Here is a 15,419-nt window from a genome sequence, read left to right on the forward strand (position 1 = left end):
TAGCAATTGAGCAAAAACCGGAGTTGGCCGTATGCCGGTATCTGCGGACGGTATAAAGGATGATTTTTCACCCGTTTGTAAGATAGAATAGCGGCCCAATTTTTCAGGGAGCCTGCGGAGATCGCCAAAGCTCTCCGGGCCAGCCAAGCACACAGGGGCAGCGCATCCATGTTTAATCGTGAAATGAAAATCGCCGGCTTTGACGACGAACTCTGGAACGCCATGCAGGCGGAAGAGAAGCGCCAGGAAGCTCACATTGAGCTGATCGCGTCCGAGAACTACACCAGCCCCCGGGTAATGGAAGCCCAGGGCAGCGTGCTGACCAATAAGTACGCGGAAGGCTATCCGGGCAAGCGCTACTACGGCGGCTGCGAGTTTGTGGATGTTGCTGAAGACCTGGCGATTGAGCGCGCCAAGGAGCTGTTTGGCGCTGCCTACGCCAACGTTCAGCCGCATTCCGGTTCCCAGGCCAACTCTGCTGTCTTCATGGCCTTGCTCAAGCCCGGTGATACGGTTCTTGGTATGAGCCTGGCCCACGGTGGTCACCTCACCCACGGGGCGAGCGTGAACTTTTCTGGCAAGATCTACCACGCCGTGCAGTACGGCCTGAACCCGGAAACTGGCCTGATCGATTACGACGAAGTGGAAGCGCTGGCTGTTGAGCACAAGCCGAAGATGATCATTGCCGGCTTCTCCGCGTATTCACAGGAGCTGGATTTTGCCCGTTTCCGTGAGATTGCGGACAAGGTTGGTGCCTACCTGTTTGTGGATATGGCTCATGTGGCTGGTCTTGTTGCCGCTGGCGTTTATCCGGATCCTGTTCCCCACGCTCACGTGGTTGCAACCACGACGCACAAGACCCTGCGCGGTCCCCGTGGTGGTCTGATCCTGGCCTGCGACGACGCCGATCTGCAGAAAAAACTGAACTCTGCCGTCTTCCCGGGTGGCCAGGGCGGGCCGTTGATGCATGTGATTGCCGCCAAGGCTGTGTGCTTCAAGGAAGCCATGAGCGATGAGTTCAAGGCCTACCAGCAGCAGGTTGTGAAGAACGCTTCTGCCATGGCCCAGGTTTTTGTGGATCGCGGGTACGACGTGGTTTCCGGTGGCACGAAGAATCACCTGTTCCTGGTCAGCCTGATCAAGCAGGACATTACCGGTAAAGATGCTGATGCGGCGCTGGGTCGTGCTCACATTACCGTGAACAAGAACGCGGTTCCCAATGATCCCCGGTCACCGTTCGTCACTTCCGGTCTGCGCATTGGTACTCCGGCGATTACCACCCGTGGTTTCGGTGAGTCTGAGTGCCGTGATCTGGCCGGCTGGATCTGCGACATCCTGGATAACCTGGAGGACGAGGCGGTCAACAGCCGGGTTCGTGAGCAGGTAAGTGCGCTCTGCGCCCGCTTTCCGGTCTACGGCTAATCGTTTTATAGCTAGACTACAGGCATGACCTGCCGGGCCGACTTTTCGGCCCGGCTTCCTCTCCGGAGTTCCTGACTATGCATTGTCCCTTCTGTGGTGAAGCAGACACCAAGGTGATTGACTCCCGGCTGGTGGCCGAGGGTGATCAGGTGCGCCGGCGCAGGGAGTGCCTGTCGTGTCGTGAGCGGTTTACCACCTTCGAATCTGCTGAGTTGGTGATGCCCCGGGTGGTCAAGCAGGACGGCACCCGGCAGCCTTTTGATGAGGAAAAGCTGCGCTCCGGGTTGATGAAGGCGCTGGAAAAGCGGCCAGTCAGCATTGAGCAGATAGATGCCGCCCTGAATCGCATCAAATACCGTTTGCGGGCGGCGGGAGAGCGGGAAGTGAAGTCGATGCAGCTGGGTGAAGAGGTAATGACCGAATTGCGCCAGTTGGACAAGGTGGCCTATGTCCGTTTCGCGTCGGTATACCGCAGCTTCCAGGATATCAACGAGTTCAAGGAAGAAATCGAGCGGCTGTCGGCGGGCAACGGTGATACTGCCGTGGATGTTGCCAAAGCGCTGGCGGATAATCACGCTCCCAAAGGAAAAGCATGATCGAAAACCGCGACAGGGCCATGATGGCCAGGGCTGTCCAGCTTGCCTGGCGCGGTCGGTACTCTACTCATCCCAACCCCAGGGTCGGTTGCGTTATCGCCCGGGGCGACCTGGTGCTGGGGGAGGGGTGGCATGAGCGTGCCGGCGAAGCCCATGCCGAAATCCGGGCGCTGAGCGAGGCTGGCCCGGATGCTCGGGGTGCCACGGCTTACGTGACTCTGGAGCCCTGCAGCCATTTCGGCCGCACACCGCCCTGCGCCAGGGCTCTGATCGACGCAGGAGTGGCCCAGGTCTATGCGGCGACAAAGGACCCGAACCCTTCGGTGTCCGGGCGTGGGCTGGATATGCTTCGGAGCGCCGGGGTCCGGGTTACTGAAGGCCTGCTGGCGGACGAAGCCACCCGCCTGAACCCGGGTTTCATGAAACGCATGAACACCGGTCGTCCCTGGGTGCGTCTGAAAATGGCGGCCAGTCTGGATGGCCGCACGGCAATGGCCTCCGGCGAGAGCCAGTGGATAACCGGCAGCGATGCCCGCCGGGATGTGCAGCGTCTCAGAGCCATCAGCGATGCCATCCTCACGGGTGTCGGTACGGTTCTGGCGGACGATCCATCGCTGACGGTTCGCCGTGAGGAACTGGGCGATATCGGCGACGCCACGGAGCCATCGAGGCAGCCCCTGAGAGTGATCGCCGACCGGGATGCGCGGACCCCCTGTTCGGCAAGGATCCTGCAGGGTGGCAATGTGCAGGTGTTCTGTGCGTCGTCAACGCTGGCGACGACACCGGCCCAGGATCTGGCGGCACTGGGCATCAGTCTCACCGGGGTGGCCTGGAAAGACAACGGCGTTGATCTGGCCGAACTGCTGGATTCCCTGGGGGAGCTCGGCATCAATGAACTGCTGGTCGAAGCGGGCCCCACACTGGCCGGCACGTTCATCAGCGACGGCTTGGCAGACGAACTCTGGCTCTATCAGGCGCCAGTATTCCTTGGCAGTACCGGACGCCCGACCGTACACCTGCCGCTGGAAACCATGGCGGATAAAGTACAATGGAAGGTGTTGGACCGACGTCAGTTGGGGGAGGATCAGCGCCTGATTCTCGCCCGCAGGTAATCCATACATTCAGGAGGTTCCATCAGCAGGCAGCTGCCGGAACTCCGCAAGGGTGCAAAACCATATGGCACTGAACAGTATTGAAGACATCATTGAAGATATCCGTCAGGGCAAGATGGTCATACTGATGGATGACGAGGATCGCGAGAATGAGGGTGATCTGGTGATGGCCGCCGAGCATTGCACGGCTGAGGCCATCAACTTCATGGCCCGTTTTGGCCGCGGCCTCATCTGCATGCCCATGACCCGGGACCGCTGTGAGCAGCTGGGTCTTCCGTTGATGGTCCAGCAGAACGCCTCCGGTTTTGGTACCAAGTTTACCCTGTCCATTGAGGCGGCCGTGGGCGTGACAACCGGTATTTCTGCCGCGGACCGTGCCCGCACCGTTCAGGCGGCGGCGGCCCGCAACGCGAAGGCCAGTGACCTGGTTCAGCCCGGCCATATCTTTCCGCTGATGTCCGATCCGGGTGGTGTCCTGAGTCGCGCCGGCCATACCGAAGCGTCCTGCGACCTTGCCGGACTGGCTGGCTGCGAGCCGGCGGGAGTGATCTGCGAGATCATGAACGACGATGGCTCCATGGCACGCAGGGAAGACCTGGAACGATTTGCCGAAGAACATGGTCTCAAGATTGGCACCATTGCCGACCTGATTCACTACCGCACCATGAACGAGCGCACCGTTGAGTGTGTGGAGGAAAATGACCTGGACACCGAATACGGTGTCTTCAGCCTTCGCACCTACCGTGACAATGTCCAGGGTGCGACTCACCTGGCTATGGTGAAGGGGGATATTTCCCCGGAAGAACCGGCTCTTGTGCGCGTTCACATCACCGACACCTTACGGGACCTCCTGGGTGCCCGCCGCAAGGATTCACGGAGCTGGCCTCTGCACCACGCCCTTGAAAAAGTGGCAACCGAGGGCAGGGGTGTGGTTGTTCTGCTCAACAGCGCGGAGGACAGCTATAACCTGGAAGACCGCATCCACGAATTCTTTGACGAAGGGCAAGGCCCCGCCGGCAAGGGCAGCTCCGGTGTCTATTTTACCGTGGGCACCGGTTCCCAGATTCTCCGGGACATTGGCGTGGGCAAGATGCGCCTGCTGAGCCCGCCGGTCAAGTTCTCGGCCATTTCCGGTTTTGATCTGGAAGTTGTTGAGTATGTTCCTTATACCCCTGAATGATAAACCCGGTCGCGGCATTGGTGCCGCGACACGTGAAGGAGCCATCGATGGCGGATATCAGAGTAATTGAAGGTGATTTTACTGAGTGCACCGGGCGTTATGCGCTGGTGGTGGGCCGTTTTAACGGCTTTGTGGTTGAAAGCCTGGTTGAAGGTGCGCTGGATACCCTGCGCCGCCACGGGATTCCCGATGATGATGTCACCATTGTGCGGGTGCCTGGCGCCTATGAGATGCCACTGGCCGTCAAGCGTGTTGCCGAAACCGGCGAGTACGATGCCATCATTGCGCTGGGCGCCGTCATTCGTGGCGGCACCCCGCATTTCGAATACGTTGCCGGTGAAGCGTCAAGCGGTATCGGCGCGGTAAGCCTTGATACGGACGTACCGGTGACCTTTGGTGTGCTGACGGTGGATTCCATCGAACAGGCTATCGAGCGTTCGGGCACCAAGGCTGGTAACAAGGGCGCCGAAGCGGCCATCACGGCCCTTGAAATGGTCAGCCTGTTCAGGAAGCTGGGTGAGTAATGAGCGAAACTGAAGGTACATCGCCGCAGCCGGCACCGGCCGGTCAGCCGAAAGCCGGTGATCGACGCCGCGCCAGGGCTCTGGCCATGCAGGGGCTTTATCAGCGCCATTTCAGCAAGACGGCCATTTCCGACATTGAGGCCGAGTTCATGGTCGACAATGACACGAGCAAGGTTGATCTGCTGTACTTCCGCGACCTGCTCCGTGGCGTGCACCGGGAGCAGGGCGAACTGGACAAGCTGATCGAGCCGTTCCTGGATCGCCCGATTAATGAGGTGGATCCGGTGGAGTTGGCCATTATCCGGCTTGGTGCCTATGAACTGAAACATCGCCTTGATGTGCCCTACAAGGTGGTCATCAACGAAGGTATTGAAATGGCCAAGCGCTTTGGTGGCACTGAGGGCCATAAATTCGTCAACAGTGTCCTCGACAAGCTGAGTGGTCGACTCCGGCTTGCCGAGACCCGCTCCCGTTCCCGCTAGCTGATGGGCGAGTTCGAGCTGATCCGGCGTTATTTTTTGCCGCTTGCCGGGCAGCAGACAACCCGGTCCCTGATTCTGGGGCCGGGGGATGACTGCGCAATTCAGCATATTCCCGCGGGCCGGGATCTTGTCTTCTCCATGGATACCCTGGTTGAGGGCGTCCACTTTCCCAGGAACTATCGCCCGGATTACCTTGGCTGGCGTGCTTTGGCCGTAGCGGCAAGTGATCTGGCCGCCATGGGGGCAGAGCCGGACTGCTTCACCCTGGCACTGACCATGCCTGCTGCAGACGAACAATGGCTTGCCGGTTTTGCCAGCGGGCTAAAAAGCGCCAGCAATGCGTTCGGGATGGCGCTGGCCGGCGGTGATACAACCTCCGGCCCGCTTACTCTGACTCTTCAGGTGCACGGAACCGTTGAGCATGGAACTGCCATTCGGCGCGCGGGTGCCCGGCCTGGCGACCTTGTCGCGGTCTCCGGAACGCTTGGGGACGCCGGTTCTGTGCTGGATTACCTTGACGAGGCGAGCCCTTCGCCAGACGTTGCAGCCCTGCTGGATCGTTATCATTCACCGCGGCCGAGGCTGGCACTTGGCCGCGCTGTCCGGGGCATTGCGAGTGCCGCTATTGATATTTCTGACGGCCTGCTTGCAGACCTTGGGCATATTCTTGAGGCATCGGAAGTCGGGGCGAGCATCGACAGTGCCCGGCTGCCGGTATCACCGCATCTGAAGCGCCTGAAAGGCGACGCGGCGCTGGATTATGCGCTGCGGTCCGGGGATGACTATGAGTTGTGCCTGACCATCCCCGCAGAGTGCTGGAGAAACGCCCCCGACGCGGTCCGGAAAGAATTGTCGGTGATTGGTACTGTTGAATCCCGGCCCGGGCTGATTCTCGATGGTAAGCTGTGTGGTTCAGATGACGGGTTCGATCATTTCAGGAGTAGGCCATGAGCCGGAAAGACGGGGCGTCCGAACCGGAAATTCCCGACGTTCTCCTGCCTCCGGGATTCCTGCGTAATCCGGTCCATTTGCTGGCCTTCGGTTTTGGCAGCGGTGCAACGGCACGGGCTCCCGGAACCTGGGGAAGTCTTGCGGCAATTCCTCTCTGGTATGGCTTCGCCTGGTTGCCACCGATAGCCTACTGGCTGGTAGTGTTGCTGGCTTTTTTGGTGGGTATCTGGCTGTGTGGAAAAACCGCTGAGGACCTCAAGGTCCATGATCATGGGGGCATTGTCTGGGATGAATTTGTCGGGATGTGGATCGCCCTGGGACTGTTTCCGGACACCATTTACGGCGTATTGGGCGCTTTTCTGCTTTTCCGTCTTTTTGACATCGCCAAACCATGGCCCATCGGGTGGCTGGACGAACGAACGCCCGGTGGGCTTGGTATCATGGTGGACGATGTGCTGGCGGGCGTTATGGCGCTTGTCTGCCTATGGGCGGTCGACCGTTGGCTGATCCCCGTAATGATTTAGCGGGCCTCACCGAGGCTCCCTGTTAATGAAGCTGCTGTTCTTCGGGTAACAACCGAACAACATGTAAAAATCGCTTTAAGCCAGTCTCGGCTCGTTCCCGTGAGGCAAACGGGCCACTGTCAAACCCTTCCCGGGTAGTGAAGTACCATTTGCTCCCCACACAAAAGAATCGACTGCTGCGAAAGGGAACCGGCCCTTGTTCTCCGGTTCTGCACTGGGTGTCCATGGTGCCTCCTGTGCCCGCCTTGCTTGTCGGGCTCCGAGTATATCTGCCAATCTGTATAAAATTAAACCAATTCAGGGCGAATTCAACATTTTTTTACATTTTTACGGAGTACGTCCCAATCGGAGTCTTCCAGGGCCATGGTCAGCCCCGGAAACGACGCAAGGCTTTCTTCAGAAGCCCCTCCAGCGCCGTAATCGCATCGTCGGCCAGGGTCTGGGTTGAACTTGCGGGTATTGGTCCTTGGCTGTCGTCTGCCCCGAGCCGGTGTATTGCCTCTTCAATCGCATCAAGGCTTTCAGCGACATGGGCCTGCAATGAATCCCCGTTCGCGACTACGTCCGGGCAGGTGGTGAAGTTCAGTGTCAGCCTGCCTTCATAGCTTACCGCCACGATCACCAGCCCCATGCTGTCGAACAGCGGCGCCGTGTTGTACTGCTGAACCAGGCGCGCCCCCTGCAAGTATAGCGGTACCTGGGGGCCCGGAACGTTGGTGATTGGAAGATTGAATACCGGCTGGTAACGTTGGGCAATCTGCAACTCAGAGTAAAGTCTGGCGGACAGGGCCAGCATGGTTGACGGTAAAAGCTCCGTTAGCCGGTCGGCGGCTATGGCCTCACGGTAGGGCTCCGAAGTGACTGCGTTCCAGTGGATCCGGCGAATCCGTTGCGCGGGGTTTGGCTCGTTGGTGGCAAGATCCAGCAGCATGGCGGACATCTGGTTTCCGGTCGCCCTGCGCAAGCTGTTTGAGCGAACAGAAATTGGAGTCATTGCCACCAGGGATTTGCCGGCGGCCGAGCCCTCGCTGATCAGGTACCGTCTCAGGGTCTCGGCGCACAGGCCGAGAACCACGTCATTCAGGGTGACGTCCCCAAGGGAGGCCTTCACCGTTTTCAGGCGGGACAACTCAACACTGGCTGCGATGATTTGCCGGTTCGCGGTTATCTGCCGGTTAAACGGGCTGTGGGGGGCTGAGAACAGCGGCAGTGGTAGCGGCAGTTTCCGCAACTGTTTTTGAATCAACCCACGTGCGGTCGCTTCGGCGGCATTGACGGCAAGTAAGGTGAATTGCAGTGGTGTTCTGAGGATATTCGCGCCTGCCTGCAACATGACCCGCTCTTCCGAAGGTTCCGGGCGGGGGTGCCAGGGCCGGGGTGGTGTAATCGAGCGAGGCTCGGGAGTGTACTCGAGTAACTTTCCGATGATTTCTTCGCCGCTGAAGGCGTCGATAGCTGCATGGTGTAACTTCACGATCAACGCAAAACCAGCTCTGCCGGCATCCTGCTCATCCAGCTTGAAACCGTCCACGAACGTTATATGCCAAAGGGGACGGTCTCTTTTCAGGGGTTCCTCGAGAACCCTGGAGGCCAGCGCCATCAGGCTGGCTTTGCGACCGTGTTCGCCGAGATTGACGTAGGCGAGGTGGCGTTCGATGCTGAAATCAGGGTCGTCGACCCAGTAGGGGCGGCCCAGACGCAGGGGGATTTCCTTGAGGCGCTGGCGGAATACCGGCACCACATGCAGGCGGCTGCGAAGGTAGGCGACAAAGGTGCTGAAGGCCAGCGGCGTTTCACGTTCGCTGGCATCAAAGAGATAGATCCCGCCAATATGCATCGGGGTCGTTTCCGATTCCAGGTACAGGAACGAGGCATCCAGTTCCGATAGCTGCCGCATCAGAGAACTCCCTTGGACGTTGGTCTTACAACGTCTTCCCGGCTGAGTCGGTCCCAGAACCACATAAGAGCCTTGCCCTGGTCTTCAGCATGTCTGGCAAGATACAGCATGATGGGCTGGCGGGACTCGTGCACCTGCTTGGGGATCAGGCGACCGTCTGTGATCTGTTTGCTGATTTTTGCCCTGGGCAGCCACCCGACGCCGAGACCTGCGGCTTGAATCGCAATTTTCTGGTCGATGTTGGCGACGGTCAGGGTTCGTTGCCGGCGAAAAATGCCGGCATGCCCCGTTGGCAGCGAACGCGAGGTATCAGCCGCCACGGCGGCCGGGTATCTGGAAATATCCTCCTCTGAGAGGGGCTCTTCGGCACTTGCCAGCGGGTGATCGGGGCTGACAGCAAACACGAGAGGCATTTCACCAAGGGCTCTGGTGGCGAAGTTTCCCGCCGGTTTGCTGAAATTGTCCGCACCGATAATCAGGTCGACCCGGCGACTTTGCAGGGCGTCCCAGGTGCCGGCAAAGACCTCCTCTACGATTTGCACGTCCACCGGTACTCCGAGTTCATAGAATTCCCGGATGGCCGGGAACAGGCATTCTGCCGGCAGCAATGAGTTGAATCCGATCTTTAATCTGGTTTCCCAGCCCTGGGCCACCTGCCGGGTGGTGTGGGCAAGGTTTTCCGCCGCCTCCAGCAGGGTGCGGCCTTCTCCCAGAAGGTAACGGCCCGCCGGGGTCAGTCTGGCGCGGTGGCCGGTTCGGTCATAGATGGCAACATTCAGGTCTTCTTCCAGCTTCTGCACGGTGTAGCTGATGGCCGAGGGTACCCGGAAGAGTTCGCCGGCGGCGCCGGCAAAGCTGCCTTTGCGGTCGATGGCGTCAAGGACTTTGAGGGCGTCTATGGTGATGGCTGTATGCATGTTCGAATTATCTGAGGTTGTTGGCCAGAAATGCTTGTTTGAGAGGGTAGCAGGGTCGCCGGTATTCTTCCTTCAAATTATCAGGCTTTGGAGGGCAGGTAACAGGGCCGCTCTCAGTTTTGGGGGCAGCGGGTATTGGAGAAGGCCTTTGCAAACACGCCGTGAACCCTTCCCTGGGGGCTCGGCATTGCCATCCTTGGCAATGCACGGTTTGCAAAGGCCTTCTCCAATACCCTTGGCAGACTTTTTGCCGGCGCCCCCTTGTTACAGGGGCCACACTTTCAAGGTTTTTCATCGGAGGGTTTATGGGGCTTTTGATTGACGGCAAATGGCATGACCAGTGGTATGACACCGACAAGACCGGTGGCAGGTTTGAGCGGGAGGCGGCGCAGTTCCGGAACTGGGTAACCGCCGATGGTTCGCCGGGCCCGGATGGAGAGGGTGGTTTCAAGGCCGAGTCGGGGCGATATCACCTATATGTGTCCATGGCGTGCCCGTGGGCGCACCGGACGCTGATTTTCCGGAAGCTCAAGGGGCTGGAGACGCATATTTCAGTGTCTGTTGTGCACCCGGATATGGTGGAAAATGGCTGGGAGTTCTGGCATGACAGTGAGCAGCACCGGGATCACTTGCACGGTTTCCGGTTCATGCATGAGGTCTACACCAGGGCTGCGCCTGCGTATTCCGGGCGGGTGACGGTCCCCACCTTGTGGGACAAGGAAAAGCAAACGATTGCCAGCAATGAGTCCGCCGAGATTATCCGGATGTTCAATTCGGCCTTCGACGGGCTGAAGGGTGTTCGCAGGGACCTGGACTTCTATCCTAGGGAACTGCGGGGGGAAATTGGTGAGGTTAATGCCCGGGTTTATGACACGGTCAATAACGGTGTCTACAAGGCCGGCTTTGCTACCGCTCAGGATCAATACGAGCGAGCCTACGACGCTCTTTTCGAGTCGCTGGACTGGCTTGAAGAGCGGTTGTCTGGCCAAAGGTATCTGGTGGGTGGCCAGTTAACCGAGGCGGACTGGCGGCTGTTTACTACATTAATCCGGTTTGATGCGGTGTATTACAGCCATTTCAAATGCAATCGCCAGCGGATCAGTGATTTCCCGGCGCTTTCTGCTTACCTCCGGGATCTGTATCAGGTGCCGGGCGTGGCTGAAACCGTGGATATCGGGCAGATCAAGCGTCATTACTACGTGAGCCAGCGGACCATCAACCCGACCCGGATCGTGCCGGTGGGGCCGGCGCTGGACTTTGACGAGCCTCATGGACGCGAGCGCCTGAGTTGAATTCGGGGTCAGATGAAAGCGTTCATCTGAACCCATGTTCAAGCACCTAAGCTGAAATCAGAGGCGGACGCCGGGGTCAGATGAAATTTTCATCTGACCCCAATTTTACGTCAACTCACCCGGGCAACCGCGACGTCTGTCAGCAGCTCCATGGCTTCCTTGTAGTCTGAGGCCGGCAGGGTTTTCAGGCAGGCTTTGGCCAGATCGGCCTGTTCCCGGGCCTTGGTCATGGTGTATTCAAGGGCACCGGATTGCTCAATAATCTCAAGAATCCTGGGCAGGTCATCCAGCCCGCCTTTGCGAATGGCCTGGCGGATGAGCTGACGGTCGTCTTCCGTACCATTGACCATGGCGTAGATCAGAGGCAGGGTGGTCTTGCCTTCGGCCAGGTCATCGCCCACGTTCTTGCCCATGGCTTCGGCATTGCCCCTGTAATCCAGTACGTCGTCCACCAGTTGGAACGCCAGGCCCAGATGCTTGCCGTAGTCTTTCAGGCTCCGTTCCTGATTGTCACTGGCCCCGGCGATCAGGGCGCCGGTGTGGGACGCGGCTTCGAACAGCATGGCGGTTTTGTTATGGATGACCTTCATGTACTGGTCTTCGGTCAGGTCCGGATTTTTCACGTTCATCAGTTGCATGACTTCGCCTTCGGCGATCACGGCTGTGGCGTGGGACAAAACCTCCATGACAGGCAGGCTTTTGAGCTCCACCATCATTTCGAAGGCCCGGGCGTAGAGGAAATCACCGACCAGCACACTCGGGGCGTTGCCCCAGCGCGCATTGGCGGTGCTCCGGCCCCGCCGCATGTCTGATGTGTCTACCACATCGTCATGCAGCAGGGTGGCGGTGTGCAGGAATTCGATGACGGCCGCCAGTTTCAGATGGTCGCTGTTGCCGTAGCCCGCAGCCTGGCTGGAAAGCAAGACCAGTAAGGGTCTCAGACGCTTGCCTCCGCTCTCGATGATGTACTGGGCGATCTTTTCCACCAGGGGAACCTCTGAGGAAAGCCGCCGGATGATCAGGTCATTGACGCGGCTGAAGTCGTCGGCCACGGTGTCGTGAATGCGCTGGGCTGTCATGCGGCTTGTGGATCCCTTGCTGGTGTTTCTGTTGATAATTCGGGCAGGAAGCAGCAATGCTAGGTATTGGTGGAAGGGGTGTCAATGTTAAGGGGGGTCAGATGAAAGCCTTCATCTGACCCCAAGTTCACAGATCGCCAGGTTCAACTTGCTTAGCCTGGCGTCTTCTCGTACAATCACGCGCCCAACTCATCCCAACCTGCGCTCCCTGCTATAGGGTCGCCAGAGCGCCTCCCTTAGAACCAGGTGGATAAGAGCAGGGATGGGTCAATCGTGGAGAACGAGTGAATGTACGCAGTTATTGTCAGCGGTGGTAAGCAGCACCGTGTAAAAGAAGGCGAAACCCTGAAGCTGGAAAAGCTGGAAGTTGAAACCGGCGGTAACGTTGAGTTTGATCGCGTTCTGCTGGTCGCCGATGGTGACAAGGTTCAGGTAGGCGCGCCAGTAGTCGATGGTGCCAGGGTGACTGCGGAAGTGGTTAGCCACGGCCGTCACGACAAGGTTCAGATCATCAAGTTCCGTCGCCGTAAGCATCACATGAAGCGTCAGGGCCACCGTCAGTGGTTTACTGAAGTCAAGATCACGGGTATCCAGGGCTGAGGCTCTCGAATTACCCCTTAAATAAGGAGGCTGGTAATGGCTCATAAAAAGGCAGCAGGTAGTACCCGTAACGGTCGCGATTCCGAGTCGAAACGACTTGGCGTCAAGCGCTTCGGCGGCGAGACTGTATCTGCAGGCAGCATCATCATCCGTCAGCGCGGCACCCGTTTCCACGCTGGTAGCAATGTTGGCATTGGCAAGGACCACACCCTGTTTGCGAAAGCAGACGGCCAGGTGAAGTTCGAAACCAAAGGCCCGCAGAGCCGTAAGTTCGTGAGCATCGTTCCGGCTGCGTAAGCAGCGGCGATCCGGTTCTGTCGAACCTTGGGTGGCACTGATATCCTGATAGCATCAGGATATCAGTGCCACCCGGAGCCCCGCAAAGCTTCCTTGAGGCTGCGGGGCTTTTTAGTTTATGCGCATCGCGCAAAGGGTTGATTCATGAAATTCGTAGACGAAGCCACCATCATTGTGGAAGCCGGCAAGGGTGGTCACGGCTGCCTGAGTTTCCGTCGTGAGAAATACGTTCCCAAGGGTGGCCCCGACGGTGGCGACGGTGGCGATGGTGGTTCCGTGTATCTGGAAGCCGAGGAGTCGCTCAACACACTGATTGACTACCGGTTCCAGCGTAAACACAAGGCCCGGAATGGCGAGCCTGGTGCCGGCCGCAACTGTACCGGCAACAAGGGCGAAGACCTGGTTTTGCCGGTTCCGGTCGGTACCACGGTTGTCGATATGGACACCCACGAGGTGCTTGGGGATCTGACCCACGCAGGGCAGCGCCTGAAGGTTGCCCAGGGTGGGTTTCATGGTCTTGGTAATACCCGCTTCAAGTCCTCAGTGAATCGTGCGCCCCGCCAGACCACCAAGGGCTCCGAGGGCGAGCTGCGCAATCTGAGGCTGGAGCTGAAGGTACTGGCGGATGTGGGGTTGCTGGGCATGCCCAATGCCGGCAAGTCCACCTTTATCCGTTCGGTCTCCGCGGCTCGCCCGAAGGTTGCGGACTATCCGTTTACCACGCTGGTGCCCAATCTTGGTGTCGTCAGTGTGCAGGCGCACCAGAGTTTCGTGATTGCCGATATTCCCGGCCTGATTGAAGGGGCGGCCGAAGGTGCGGGCCTGGGTATCCGCTTCCTGAAGCACCTCGTTCGTACCCGCCTGCTGCTGCACCTGGTTGATGTTGCGCCTTTCGATGGCTCATCGCCCGCCGATGCGGTCAGGGCCATCGAGCACGAGCTGGAGAAGTTCAGTGAAACCCTGGCCAATCGCCCACGATGGCTGGTGCTGAACAAGGTGGATATGGTGGCCGGGGAAGACCGCGATGCCCATTGCCAGGGAATTGTCGACGAGCTTGGTTGGGAGGGGCCGGTGTTCCGGATTTCCGCGCTTAGCGGTGAGGGCACCAGGCCGCTGGCCCAGGCCGTCATGCGCTGGGTTGAGGAGCAGGCCGAAGAAGAGGCTCAGAACCCGGAATTTGCCGAGCGCGAAGCCGAGCGCCGCCGGCAGATGGATGATGAAGCCCGGGCCCGGATTGAAACCGAACGCCAGGCGCGGCGTGCCGCCCGTGAAGAGGGCGATGATGACGACTTTGACGATGATGACTACGACGTCGAAGTGGTTTACGCCCCGGAGTAAACGCAGGATTAACATCAGAGAGACCGCTCAAGCACCATGACTGAACGCCTACAGCTGCGCCAGGCTCGTCGCCTGGTCATCAAGATCGGAAGCGCTCTGCTGACCAACGATGGCCGTGGCCTGGACGTGGCTGCGCTGGGTTTATGGGTGGATCAGATTGCGGAGCTGGTCGAAGAAGGTGTGGAGGTGGTCGTGGTCTCCTCCGGTTCGGTGGCGGAGGGGATGAGCCGGCTTGGCTGGACGGTCAGGCCTGAGCAGTTACACGAGCTTCAGGCAGCCGCTGCGGTTGGGCAAATGGGATTGGTTCAGACCTGGGAGGCCCAGTTCAAGCGGCATGATATCCACACTGCCCAGATTCTGCTGACCCATGACGACCTCTCGGACCGCAAGCGATACCTCAACGGCCGAAGCACGCTCAGGGCGTTGCTGGACGTTGGTGTGGTGCCGATCGTCAACGAAAACGACACCGTAGTCACCGACGAGATCCGGTTTGGCGACAACGACACCCTCGGCGCGCTCGTTGCCAACCTGATTGAGGCGGACGGCCTGATTATACTGACTGATCAACTGGGTCTGTTTGACAAGGATCCCAGGAAGAACGCCGATGCCCGGCTGGTGACCGAGCGAAGGGCCGGTGATCACGAGCTGGATGCCATGGCCGGTGGTGGTGCCGGAGTGCTTGGTCGCGGAGGTATGCAGACCAAGCTGAGGGCGGCTCGTCTGGCGGCTCGCTCGGGCGCCTTCACGGTCATCGTGGGTGGTCGGATTGGAGATGTGATTGGCCGCTTAAGGCGGGGTGATGTGATCGGAACCCTGTTGCTGCCCGAGCAGGGCAGGATTGCCGCGCGCAAACAGTGGCTGGCCAGCCACCTGCAGACCCGGGGCAAGCTGACGCTGGACGACGGCGCCGTGAAAGTGCTTTGTTTGGGTGGTCGCAGTCTGCTTCCCGTTGGTGTGAAGGGGGTGGCGGGGCAGTTTCGTCGTGGTGAGATGGTGTCTTGCGTTGATCAGGCTGGCAAGGAGATTGCCCGGGGGCTCGTGAATTACAATGCCGATGAGGCCAGGGCCATTGCCGGGCGCTCCAGTGACCGGATTGCCGAAGTGCTGGGCTACATTTCCGATGAAGAAATGATTCACCGGGATAATCTGGTGATCGTGTGATATTCGTTCGCCCATAAAAAAACCGGCCAGTTGGCCGGTTTTTTTGC

The 15,419-nt window shown here is 59.1% G+C and carries 17 protein-coding genes; 13 read left to right on the forward strand and 4 right to left on the reverse strand.

Annotated features, from left to right (window positions below; all coding sequences use genetic code 11):
* The first annotated feature begins 168 nt into the window (after positions 1–168).
* The 8 genes from glyA to QPL96_RS10340 all read left to right on the forward strand — a co-directional run bounded on the left by glyA (position 169) and on the right by QPL96_RS10340 (position 6,791).
* The gene (glyA, locus tag QPL96_RS10305; protein ID WP_303287291.1) at positions 169–1,422 is read left to right on the forward strand and encodes a serine hydroxymethyltransferase; all 1,254 of its coding nucleotides are present in this window, start codon (positions 169–171) and stop codon (positions 1,420–1,422) included.
* A gap of 77 nt (positions 1,423–1,499) precedes the next feature.
* Positions 1,500–2,018 carry a transcriptional regulator NrdR gene (nrdR, locus tag QPL96_RS10310; protein ID WP_303287292.1) on the forward strand — a complete coding sequence of 173 codons (519 nt, stop codon included), beginning with the start codon at positions 1,500–1,502 and terminating at the stop codon, positions 2,016–2,018.
* Positions 2,015–3,130 carry a bifunctional diaminohydroxyphosphoribosylaminopyrimidine deaminase/5-amino-6-(5-phosphoribosylamino)uracil reductase RibD gene (gene ribD / locus QPL96_RS10315; RefSeq protein WP_303287293.1) on the forward strand — a complete coding sequence of 372 codons (1,116 nt, stop codon included), beginning with the start codon at positions 2,015–2,017 and terminating at the stop codon, positions 3,128–3,130. The genes nrdR and ribD overlap by 4 nt, the downstream gene beginning before the upstream one ends.
* A 64-nt stretch (positions 3,131–3,194) precedes the next feature.
* Positions 3,195–4,310 carry a bifunctional 3,4-dihydroxy-2-butanone-4-phosphate synthase/GTP cyclohydrolase II gene (ribBA, locus tag QPL96_RS10320; protein WP_303287294.1) on the forward strand — a complete coding sequence of 372 codons (1,116 nt, stop codon included), beginning with the start codon at positions 3,195–3,197 and terminating at the stop codon, positions 4,308–4,310.
* A gap of 47 nt (positions 4,311–4,357) precedes the next feature.
* The gene (ribE, locus tag QPL96_RS10325; RefSeq protein ID WP_303287295.1) at positions 4,358–4,834 is read left to right on the forward strand and encodes a 6,7-dimethyl-8-ribityllumazine synthase; all 477 of its coding nucleotides are present in this window, start codon (positions 4,358–4,360) and stop codon (positions 4,832–4,834) included.
* Positions 4,834–5,316, forward strand: a complete 483-nt coding sequence (nusB, locus tag QPL96_RS10330; RefSeq protein WP_303287296.1) for a transcription antitermination factor NusB — start codon at positions 4,834–4,836, stop codon at positions 5,314–5,316. Before ribE ends, nusB begins: the two co-directional genes overlap by 1 nt.
* 3 nt (positions 5,317–5,319) lie before the next feature.
* Positions 5,320–6,267, forward strand: coding sequence for a thiamine-phosphate kinase (thiL, locus tag QPL96_RS10335; RefSeq protein WP_303287297.1), 948 nt, complete (start codon positions 5,320–5,322; stop codon positions 6,265–6,267).
* On the forward strand, positions 6,264–6,791 hold the full coding sequence (locus QPL96_RS10340) for a phosphatidylglycerophosphatase A (protein WP_303287298.1): 528 nt from the start codon (positions 6,264–6,266) through the stop codon (positions 6,789–6,791). The genes thiL and QPL96_RS10340 overlap by 4 nt, the downstream gene beginning before the upstream one ends.
* A 22-nt stretch (positions 6,792–6,813) precedes the next feature.
* Here the strand turns inward: QPL96_RS10340 and QPL96_RS10345 are convergent, their stop codons facing one another.
* The 3 genes from QPL96_RS10345 to QPL96_RS10355 form a co-directional block, all read right to left on the reverse strand.
* On the reverse strand, positions 6,814–7,017 hold the full coding sequence (locus QPL96_RS10345) for a DUF6316 family protein (protein ID WP_099619836.1): 204 nt from the start codon (positions 7,015–7,017) through the stop codon (positions 6,814–6,816).
* 141 nt (positions 7,018–7,158) lie between these two features.
* Positions 7,159–8,688 (reverse strand): wax ester/triacylglycerol synthase family O-acyltransferase, encoded by a 1,530-nt coding sequence (locus QPL96_RS10350; RefSeq protein ID WP_303287299.1) that lies wholly within the window; start codon positions 8,686–8,688, stop codon positions 7,159–7,161.
* Entirely contained in the window at positions 8,688–9,605 is a 918-nt protein-coding gene (locus QPL96_RS10355) for a LysR substrate-binding domain-containing protein (RefSeq protein ID WP_303287300.1), read from the reverse strand. The genes QPL96_RS10350 and QPL96_RS10355 overlap by 1 nt, the downstream gene beginning before the upstream one ends.
* Positions 9,606–9,910: 305 nt before the next feature.
* Between QPL96_RS10355 and QPL96_RS10360 the strand changes: the two genes are divergently transcribed.
* A complete protein-coding gene (locus QPL96_RS10360; RefSeq protein ID WP_303287301.1) occupies positions 9,911–10,897 on the forward strand; it encodes a glutathione S-transferase family protein in 987 nt (328 codons plus the stop codon).
* Between the two features lie 110 nt (positions 10,898–11,007).
* On the opposite strand, the gene ispB is transcribed toward QPL96_RS10360, so the two are convergent.
* The gene (gene ispB, locus QPL96_RS10365; protein WP_303287302.1) at positions 11,008–11,976 is read right to left on the reverse strand and encodes an octaprenyl diphosphate synthase; all 969 of its coding nucleotides are present in this window, start codon (positions 11,974–11,976) and stop codon (positions 11,008–11,010) included.
* A 288-nt stretch (positions 11,977–12,264) separates the two neighbouring features.
* On the opposite strand from ispB, the gene rplU reads away from it, so the two are divergent.
* From rplU to proB, 4 genes are all read left to right on the forward strand, one after another.
* On the forward strand, positions 12,265–12,576 hold the full coding sequence (gene rplU, locus QPL96_RS10370) for a 50S ribosomal protein L21 (protein ID WP_303287303.1): 312 nt from the start codon (positions 12,265–12,267) through the stop codon (positions 12,574–12,576).
* A 36-nt stretch (positions 12,577–12,612) separates the two neighbouring features.
* Positions 12,613–12,873, forward strand: coding sequence for a 50S ribosomal protein L27 (gene rpmA, locus QPL96_RS10375; RefSeq protein WP_008170742.1), 261 nt, complete (start codon positions 12,613–12,615; stop codon positions 12,871–12,873).
* 144 nt (positions 12,874–13,017) lie between these two features.
* The gene (cgtA, locus tag QPL96_RS10380) at positions 13,018–14,211 is read left to right on the forward strand and encodes an Obg family GTPase CgtA (protein ID WP_303287304.1); all 1,194 of its coding nucleotides are present in this window, start codon (positions 13,018–13,020) and stop codon (positions 14,209–14,211) included.
* Between the two features lie 36 nt (positions 14,212–14,247).
* Positions 14,248–15,372 carry a glutamate 5-kinase gene (gene proB, locus QPL96_RS10385; protein ID WP_303287305.1) on the forward strand — a complete coding sequence of 375 codons (1,125 nt, stop codon included), beginning with the start codon at positions 14,248–14,250 and terminating at the stop codon, positions 15,370–15,372.
* Positions 15,373–15,419: the final 47 nt, after the last annotated feature.

The sequence above is a fragment of the Marinobacter sp. SS8-8 genome (assembly GCF_030540945.1).
In the GTDB taxonomy this organism is placed as follows: Bacteria; Pseudomonadota; Gammaproteobacteria; order Pseudomonadales; family Oleiphilaceae; genus Marinobacter.

Coding starts and splice junctions, on each gene's coding strand:
- proB (WP_303287305.1), top strand. CDS start 14,248: ATGACTGAACGCCTACAGCTGCGCCAGGCTCGTCGCCTGGTCATCAAG.
- QPL96_RS10345 (WP_099619836.1), bottom strand. CDS start 7,017: ATGGACACCCAGTGCAGAACCGGAGAACAAGGGCCGGTTCCCTTTCGC.
- ribD (WP_303287293.1), top strand. CDS start 2,015: ATGATCGAAAACCGCGACAGGGCCATGATGGCCAGGGCTGTCCAGCTT.
- nrdR (WP_303287292.1), top strand. CDS start 1,500: ATGCATTGTCCCTTCTGTGGTGAAGCAGACACCAAGGTGATTGACTCC.
- QPL96_RS10355 (WP_303287300.1), bottom strand. CDS start 9,605: ATGCATACAGCCATCACCATAGACGCCCTCAAAGTCCTTGACGCCATC.
- ribE (WP_303287295.1), top strand. CDS start 4,358: ATGGCGGATATCAGAGTAATTGAAGGTGATTTTACTGAGTGCACCGGG.
- QPL96_RS10360 (WP_303287301.1), top strand. CDS start 9,911: ATGGGGCTTTTGATTGACGGCAAATGGCATGACCAGTGGTATGACACC.
- nusB (WP_303287296.1), top strand. CDS start 4,834: ATGAGCGAAACTGAAGGTACATCGCCGCAGCCGGCACCGGCCGGTCAG.
- thiL (WP_303287297.1), top strand. CDS start 5,320: ATGGGCGAGTTCGAGCTGATCCGGCGTTATTTTTTGCCGCTTGCCGGG.
- rpmA (WP_008170742.1), top strand. CDS start 12,613: ATGGCTCATAAAAAGGCAGCAGGTAGTACCCGTAACGGTCGCGATTCC.
- rplU (WP_303287303.1), top strand. CDS start 12,265: ATGTACGCAGTTATTGTCAGCGGTGGTAAGCAGCACCGTGTAAAAGAA.
- cgtA (WP_303287304.1), top strand. CDS start 13,018: ATGAAATTCGTAGACGAAGCCACCATCATTGTGGAAGCCGGCAAGGGT.
- ispB (WP_303287302.1), bottom strand. CDS start 11,976: ATGACAGCCCAGCGCATTCACGACACCGTGGCCGACGACTTCAGCCGC.
- ribBA (WP_303287294.1), top strand. CDS start 3,195: ATGGCACTGAACAGTATTGAAGACATCATTGAAGATATCCGTCAGGGC.
- QPL96_RS10350 (WP_303287299.1), bottom strand. CDS start 8,688: ATGCGGCAGCTATCGGAACTGGATGCCTCGTTCCTGTACCTGGAATCG.
- glyA (WP_303287291.1), top strand. CDS start 169: ATGTTTAATCGTGAAATGAAAATCGCCGGCTTTGACGACGAACTCTGG.
- QPL96_RS10340 (WP_303287298.1), top strand. CDS start 6,264: ATGAGCCGGAAAGACGGGGCGTCCGAACCGGAAATTCCCGACGTTCTC.